The sequence below is a fragment of the Spirulina sp. 06S082 genome (assembly GCF_034932145.1).
GTDB lineage: Bacteria > Cyanobacteriota > Cyanobacteriia > Cyanobacteriales > Spirulinaceae > CCY15215.
On record NZ_JAYGHV010000198.1, the window covers coordinates 1 to 7,284 of the forward strand.

Sequence of the window (7,284 nt, forward strand, 5' to 3'; positions counted from 1 at the left end):
TGGTGATGCCCAATGCTGCCCCAGAATTGTCTTTCTCGATTGTCGAGGCTGTAGTGGCTGATAGTGGCGTACCGAGTGCCGTAGCGGGGATTATTTTACGGAATCGACTCTACGATACTATCTTTGAGGTGGTGGTTTTTACTGTTGCGATCGGGGGGGTCAAGTTTTTGCTGGCGGATGAAAAGCCTCAGACACAAATCCACCAGTTTCGCGATCGCCCTTCCATCATCCTGGCGCGTTTGGGAGCAACAATTGCCGCTTTAGTGAGTATTGAACTCGCCATTCGCGGGCATTTAAGTCCAGGAGGGGGATTTGCGGCGGGAGTGGCCGGAGGAACCGCGATCGGTCTGGTGGCGATTACGTCTTCCCCCGAGTGGATGCAGGGGATTTACAAGCGCTGGCGAATTGCAACCTGGGAGAAGTTATCGGTACTGGCTTTTATTCTTCTTGCTTGTCTTACTTTGGCAGGTGTGGAATTACCTCATGGAGAGTTGGGGACTTTATTTAGTGGCGGCGCTATTCCTATTTTGAACATTCTCGTCGCGATCAAGGTTGCTTTGGGGTCTTGGGCTGTGGTTTTAGTTTTTATTCACTATCGGGGTTTATTATAATAGTTTAACTCAACTTGCTAGTTATTGATTCGATCCCCCCCAGCCCCCCTTGATAAGGGGGGAGAATCCCAAAGTCCCCCTTTTTAAGGGGGATTTAGGGGGATCGAAACGTATCCCATTTGTAACTAGCAACTCGGGTTAGTTTAACTGAAATACCAGGTCATTAAAAGTGGCGATCGCAATTATTTGAGAAGATGAACCCAAGCAAATTTACAGAAATAGACACAGAAGTATTTTACAATGCTGAAGATAGCCTCTATCGAAGTTTTTGGGACTCTGAAGGAAGTCTTCACTGGGGTTATTTTTCTGATCTAAGCACGACCCTAACAGAAGACTTCATTCCTGCTTGTCAGCACTGGAATGAATATATGTTAGAACAAAGTGGAATTACAAGCTCCTCTCGGGTTTTAGATATTGGTTGCGGTAATGGTAATACCGCCATTTGGTTAGCTCAAAAAACCAATTGCGAAGTTATCGGCATCGATTTGAGTCAAGTTCGTATTGATAATGCCCGAGAAAAAGCAAGTCGCTATCCTTCCTTACAGTTGCAATTTGCAAAGGAATCTGCAACAAACTTATCATTTGCAGATGGCACTTTTACCCACATCTGGAGTCAAGCAACTCTCTATCACGTTCATCAACGAGAGTTAGCCTTAAAAGAAATCTCCCGAGTACTGCAAGAAAGCGGTATTGTTCTCTTTGACGATCTGATCACACCAAGCAAGCCAATTAGCGAGCGATCGCGCCAATATGTCTACGATCGCCTCTTATTTGAACCTACTTACAGCCACTCGGATTATATCGATATTTTGAGTCAAATCGGCTTGATGGTTTTGAACTCAAAAGATTTAAGCCAACATCTCCATAAAAGCTACGAACTACTGTCCCAATTAGCAAAACCGCAATATCCAGATTTGAGCGTTGCTTACGAGAGAATGTGTGAGGCGATCGCCACCGAAGAACTGGGCTGGAGTTTTTTCTTGGCAGAAAAAGTTAGCGATCGCCTCTCTTGGATCTATGAAACAAAAGACAACCAAAAATTACAAAGTAAATACGACGCTTGGTCACGCATCTATGATAAAGAACTCGATCGCCCCTATCGCATTAGTCCTATTCAATCTGCCCGCGCTTTAGCCCAAGTTCTGCCCGATAAAGCAGCAAACATCCTCGATGCTGGAGCCGGGACGGGAATGGTAGGGGAAGCCTTAGCAGAACAGGGATATACTCATCTGACCGCGATCGACCTTTCCGAAGAAATGCTTGCAGTGGCTCGAGAAAAACAAATTTATCAAACCCTGCATCAAGGGAACTTAGATACACCGCTTACTTTTTGCGAACCTGCCAGTTTTGATGCAATTATTTCCGTTGGCGTTTTTACTTTTGGCCACGCTCCCCCAGGGGCTTTACATAACTTGAATATTTTGTTAAAGTTGGGCGGATACTTTGTGCTGACCGTGCGAGTAGACTACCACGACGAAAACGCGGCTCTACACAAAGTATTAGAAGAACTTTCTTGGACATTAGTCAACCAAGAAAAATTTACGATCTTTGAAACCGAACCCATGTACGCTTTAGTGTTCCAAAAACATTAATTTTCACTCAAATTAATCAACTGTATTTAGGAGAAATAGTTAATAATGGGGACAATTAAGCTCATGCACGCGAAATTACATCGCGTCCGCGTCACTGAAGCGAAACGTCACTATGTCGGAAGCATCACCATCGATCGCGAACTCCTCGAACAAGTGGGTATTCTTCCTCTCGAAGAAGTGGAAATTGTCAACATTGAAAATGGGAGTCGCTGGACGACTTATGTTCTCCCAGGAGAAGCCGGAAGCGGACAAATTTGCCCCAATGGGGGAGGTGCGCTTTTATGTCAACCCGGAGATATCTTAATTATTTGGGCAAACGAACAACGCGATCGCACAGAAGTCATGCGCGACGGACACCAAGCACGAGTATTACTTGCTGATGAAAATAACGGCATTGAAAAAGTGTTTTCTCAAACCCTGACACCAGACGGAAACACATTAATGTACAACGATGGTTACGAAACAACAAACCGTTCCCATCTCAATCATTCTCCTGTTTTGGTAGAAGTTTAAAATTGGAACTAAAATTGGAACTAAAATTGGAACAATGACAGAACTCAACTATCATGAAGTTCCCTTAAAACCGTTGAATCCAGAAAATGCCCGAGGACTGGGAATCGTCTTCACAGAAATTGCCGAGGTGCAAATTGAATTGTGCAAATGGCCGACTTCTGGAAAACGACCCTTAATTGCCAAAGGAGGGTATGGGACAGTAATAGAAGAAGAGTTCACAATCTATCGAAAAGGTTCTACTCTATTTTCAGCCGGCCATCAGAATGCTCGAGGTGGTGCAACGGGTAAAATTATCTCTAAACCTAACAGTAACACCCCATATATTTTGGTGAATTGGTTGAGCGCCCATTTAGATGCCGGAGAAGCCTTTATCCCCAAAAATGGCGAACCGAGTATATTTCTGGTTGCACCTCCTCAAGAGGATGTCAAACCCGAAGATTTTGTCGCCCTTTATTCCGATGGAACCCTCGGTATTTCCATGCACCCCGGAGTTTGGCACACAACCCCTCTCTCCCTTTGCGAACGAGAAATCGTTTATCAAAGAAAACAAGGCAGTATTTATGCTACTGTAGATTGTTTCTTATCGAAGGAACACAATGCTTGCTTAAAAATTCCTCTGGGTCAACCTGAAATCGGGTAGACAACTCGCAAATATGGAAGCAATCTTTTAGTTAATCAGGAAGTAACATGACCACTCTAGTTCGGCAACTCAAACGGACTTTTGCGATCGCATCAGTTGCAAGCGTTGACAACGGTGTTAGCATTACTTGGAAAGACGGTCACGAGAGTTTTTATCATGATCTCTGGCTGCGAGATGCCTGCCACTGTTCCCAATGTTTTCAAGAAAATACATTGAGTTTGAATAGTGGAGAAGGGGAAGGACACGATCCCTTGAAAATGCCCCTCGATCCTATTCCTGAAACCGTGAAACGCGATCGCGAAGGCAATCTGGATATTATTTGGGGAGGAGAAGAACCCGGACACCACAGTGTTTTCGATCCCTCTTGGTTGCGAGTTCACTGTCAACAAGACCCCATCCTACAACAAAGCCGAAAACCTCAACTTTGGGACGCTTCTGTTTCTATCCCTCATTTTACTTATCATGAGGTGATGAAAGATAATGAGATACTCTTGCTTTGGTTGGAAAAAATGCTGGATTTGGGAGTAGCTATCATTGACGATGTTCCTAAAAATAAAGCAGGATTTCAGTCTCTAATTGAGCGTGTCGGACCGATCCAGCAACGATATCATCCCACCCATATTTTCACCTTAGACACCGGAAACAAACTGGCAGGAAGCATTCACCATGCCTACCAGTATATGCAGCACTTGCACAATCACACCGACCACGTTTCCTACAACGTTCCCCCAAGGTTGCAATTTCTTGGATGTATTGAATACAACAATCCCGATAATGACAAACAGGCCTATTCTACGCTGGTTGATGGGTTCAAAATTGCCGATGTTTTGCGAGTGCAACAACCCAAATATTTCCAGTTACTGACCCAAGAATATGTTCCCACGGGTCGCCGACGATTGGGAGTCGAAGAAAAAGTCAGCGATCGCGAAAAAGGCACCACAAAATATCAATGGGAAACCTATCATCGCCAGCGCGTGATTAATTTGGATCGAAATGGTGAAGTTTATCAAATTCGTCACCACGAAAAAGATCGAGTTCCTCTCGATGTTTCCCCAGACAAAATTCAAGACTTATATGCCGCCTATCAAACCTTTACAACCTTAGCTGAATCCCCAGAATATAACGCCGAATTTCTCATTGAACCGGGTCAAGTTCTCGTTAATGATAACTGGCGATTGCTCCACGGACGAACAGCAATTCATAATCCCCAACTGCGAAGAATTTTACTCGGCGCATATATGAAACCCGAAACATTCCGTAGCCGACTGCGATTGCTACTCGGTAAAAAAAGTGAAATGCCCAATTTGTGGTTAATGGGATGCTCCGATCGCGCCCTAGAAATTCTGGCAGATCGTATGACAGCGTAAAGTAGATTTTGGTTTAATTTGAGGTAGAAAATGACAACAGTATTACAACAACTCAAACCTGCATTTCGCATCGAATCTGTAGCGACAACAGAGAAAGGTGTCAATATTACTTGGCAAGACGGCCATGATAGTTTTTACCACAATCTTTGGTTGCGAGATAGCTGTCGCTGTTCTCAATGTTTTCAGCGAGATACCTTGAGTCTCAATAGCGGACACGATCTCCTGAAAATTCCCTTAAACCCGACTCCTGAAGCCGTGAAGTGCGATCGCACTGGGAATTTAGATCTAGTCTGGGGAGAACCAGAAACCGGACATCACAGTGTATTTGATGCCTCTTGGTTGCGGGTTCACTGCCAAAACGATCCCGTCCTCAAACAGGACAAAAAAAACCATCTTTGGGATGCCTCTGTGTCAATTCCTCGTTTTGATTACCATGAAGTGATGGAAAAAGACGAGTTATTATTGTCCTTCCTGAATAAAATGGTTGTATTCGGGATGGCGATCGTTGATAATGCTCCCAAAGATGAAGAGAGTTTTCGGGAATTAATCGAACGGGTGGGACCCTTACGGCAACGATATCATCCTACTAATGTCTTTACGATGGATCGATCGAATGCTAAGGCTCAAGCCATTCAGCATTCCTATCAAGTGGGACGTTTGCGAAATCATACCGATGTTACTGCCTATGATATTCCCACGGGGCTGCAATTTCTTGAATGCGCTCTCTACGAAAACCCTGATGGCGATCGCCAAGCCTATTCTACTATTGTTGATGGTTTCAAACTCGCAGAAGTCATTAAAGCCGAAAATCCTTGGTTTTTCGAGTTACTGACCACCGAAAATATCCCCGCAGGTCGCAAGAGGATGTCTGTTGAGGAGAAACTCTCACAAGATGAGTCAGCACGCAAGTATGAATGGGATGCTTATCGGCATAATCATGTTATTAACTTAGATGAAGATGGCAATGTCTATCAGGTGAAATACAACCACAATACTCGCATTCCTCTAGAAGTATCCTTTGATAAAATTCGCGATCTATTGGCTGCTTATCGCCGCTTTTCGGAACTGTTGCAAGACCCTCAATATAATCTCGAATTTTTATTGGCTCCTGGAGAAGTTTTGGTCGTCAACAACTGGCGAGTTCTGCACGGAAGAACGGGTATTTGGAATCCCAATCTTCAACGAATTTTATTAGGAGCTTACTTAGAGGAGGAAACTTTCCGATGCCGACGGCGCATTCTTTTGGGAGATAAAACGGCAATGTCTGGGGTATGGTTAATGGGATGCTCCGATCGCGCTCTAGAAATCCTTGCCGATCGCCATCTATGACCGAGGGACTACAATCTTGGCAACAGCGACTTTGGGGAACTCCTGTGGCGATCGCGATCGCCTCCTTATTTTTCGCATTAGTTATCCAAGCCTTTAACCCCATTCTCATTAAATTGAGTGAAAGTGAAGTCAGTCCCAATGCTACAGTATTTAATCGCTTTTGGATTTCTCTGGTAGTGGTAGGATTGTGGAATGTTTTGCAAATAGGACGTTCTCGGCAATCAGATCGGCAAGCTCCCACCGCATCACTTTATAGTCCTAAAATACTGTGGCTGTTGCTGGCAATGGGAATAACGGGAGGGACGAGTATGGTTCTTTGGGCATGGTCTTTAACGCAAACTCCTGTGGCCAACTCAGCGATCGCCTTTAGTTTAACCCCTCTCTTCACGACTGTTTTAGAATGGCTCATTTGGAGAAAGCGCTTTGAGCTAAAATTTGGCATTGGCATGGCGATCGCCCTCTTCGGTACTTTTACTTTGGGAATGCAGGATTTATCCTACAATACGCTTTATTTACAAGGTGATAGTATTGCCTTACTCGGAGCAGTTTTATTCGCAGTTTACTTAATGCTTGTAGAACAACTGCGGACTCAGTTGACAGCCACAACAATATTTCTTTGGCGCTATGCAATTAGCATTATTTTAGTTATACCTCCACTTCTTGTGAGTAGCGATCTCATCTTTCCTTCTTCTTGGGTAGGTTGGTTATTTGTTATTCTCCTCGCTGCTGGGTCTGCGGCTCAAATCTTGATCGTTTATAGTCTTAAGCAGTTATCTTCTAGCTTAGTTGCCCTTGTCCTGCTTCTCGATCCAGTTTTAACCGCTATTTTAGCTAGGATCATTTTCTCCGAACAGTTGGGGTGGCTGAATTGGCTCGCATTTACTGTCATTTTGCTGGGAGTTTATCTTGCCATATCAAGTAAATTAATGGATCGAAGCACCGAATTTGTGGCGTAAAGCTGCATACTGCGTAACGATTCCTCCCCATGAGATAAAATTAAGACAAAGCCTTTGTTATCCTGGAATCAATGCAGCCAACCGACCCCGATAAATTTACCGAACAAGCATGGGATGCGATCGTGAAATCCCAAGAAGTTGCCCGTCGCTATGGCAATCAATATTTGGAGGTGGAACACGTTATCCTCTCGTTGCTCGATCGCAATGAGGGGTTGGCCTTGCGTATTCTCGATAAAGCGGCGATCGCCATTCCTCAATTTCGCGAACAACTAGAAG

Annotated in this window: 8 protein-coding genes; all 8 read left to right on the forward strand. The window is 44.3% G+C overall.

The genetic code is table 11. The features are described 5' to 3' along the window. Positions 1 to 5 precede the first annotated feature (5 nt). Positions 6 to 611 (forward strand): Na(+)/H(+) antiporter subunit B, encoded by a 606-nt coding sequence (locus VB714_RS13985; protein ID WP_416309686.1) that lies wholly within the window; start codon positions 6 to 8, stop codon positions 609 to 611. Positions 612 to 805: 194 nt separating this feature from the next. Beyond that, positions 806 to 2,203: a methyltransferase domain-containing protein gene (locus tag VB714_RS13990; protein WP_323225163.1), complete on the forward strand. Its 1,398-nt coding sequence runs from the start codon at positions 806 to 808 to the stop codon at positions 2,201 to 2,203. Between the two features lie 45 nt (positions 2,204 to 2,248). After that, on the forward strand, positions 2,249 to 2,716 hold the full coding sequence (gene panD / locus VB714_RS13995; protein WP_323225164.1) for an aspartate 1-decarboxylase: 468 nt from the start codon (positions 2,249 to 2,251) through the stop codon (positions 2,714 to 2,716). 34 nt (positions 2,717 to 2,750) lie between these two features. Then, positions 2,751 to 3,356: an ureidoglycolate lyase gene (locus VB714_RS14000; protein WP_323225165.1), complete on the forward strand. Its 606-nt coding sequence runs from the start codon at positions 2,751 to 2,753 to the stop codon at positions 3,354 to 3,356. A 47-nt stretch (positions 3,357 to 3,403) separates the two neighbouring features. Then, positions 3,404 to 4,723: a TauD/TfdA family dioxygenase gene (locus VB714_RS14005; RefSeq protein ID WP_323225168.1), complete on the forward strand. Its 1,320-nt coding sequence runs from the start codon at positions 3,404 to 3,406 to the stop codon at positions 4,721 to 4,723. A gap of 30 nt (positions 4,724 to 4,753) precedes the next feature. Next, the gene (locus tag VB714_RS14010) at positions 4,754 to 6,052 is read left to right on the forward strand and encodes a TauD/TfdA family dioxygenase (protein WP_323225170.1); all 1,299 of its coding nucleotides are present in this window, start codon (positions 4,754 to 4,756) and stop codon (positions 6,050 to 6,052) included. Continuing rightward, positions 6,049 to 7,008, forward strand: coding sequence for a DMT family transporter (locus tag VB714_RS14015; protein ID WP_323225172.1), 960 nt, complete (start codon positions 6,049 to 6,051; stop codon positions 7,006 to 7,008). The genes VB714_RS14010 and VB714_RS14015 overlap by 4 nt, the downstream gene beginning before the upstream one ends. Positions 7,009 to 7,079: 71 nt before the next feature. Continuing rightward, the coding region (locus VB714_RS14020) for a Clp protease N-terminal domain-containing protein (RefSeq protein WP_323225174.1) at positions 7,080 to 7,284 on the forward strand (205 nt) is incomplete at its 3' end.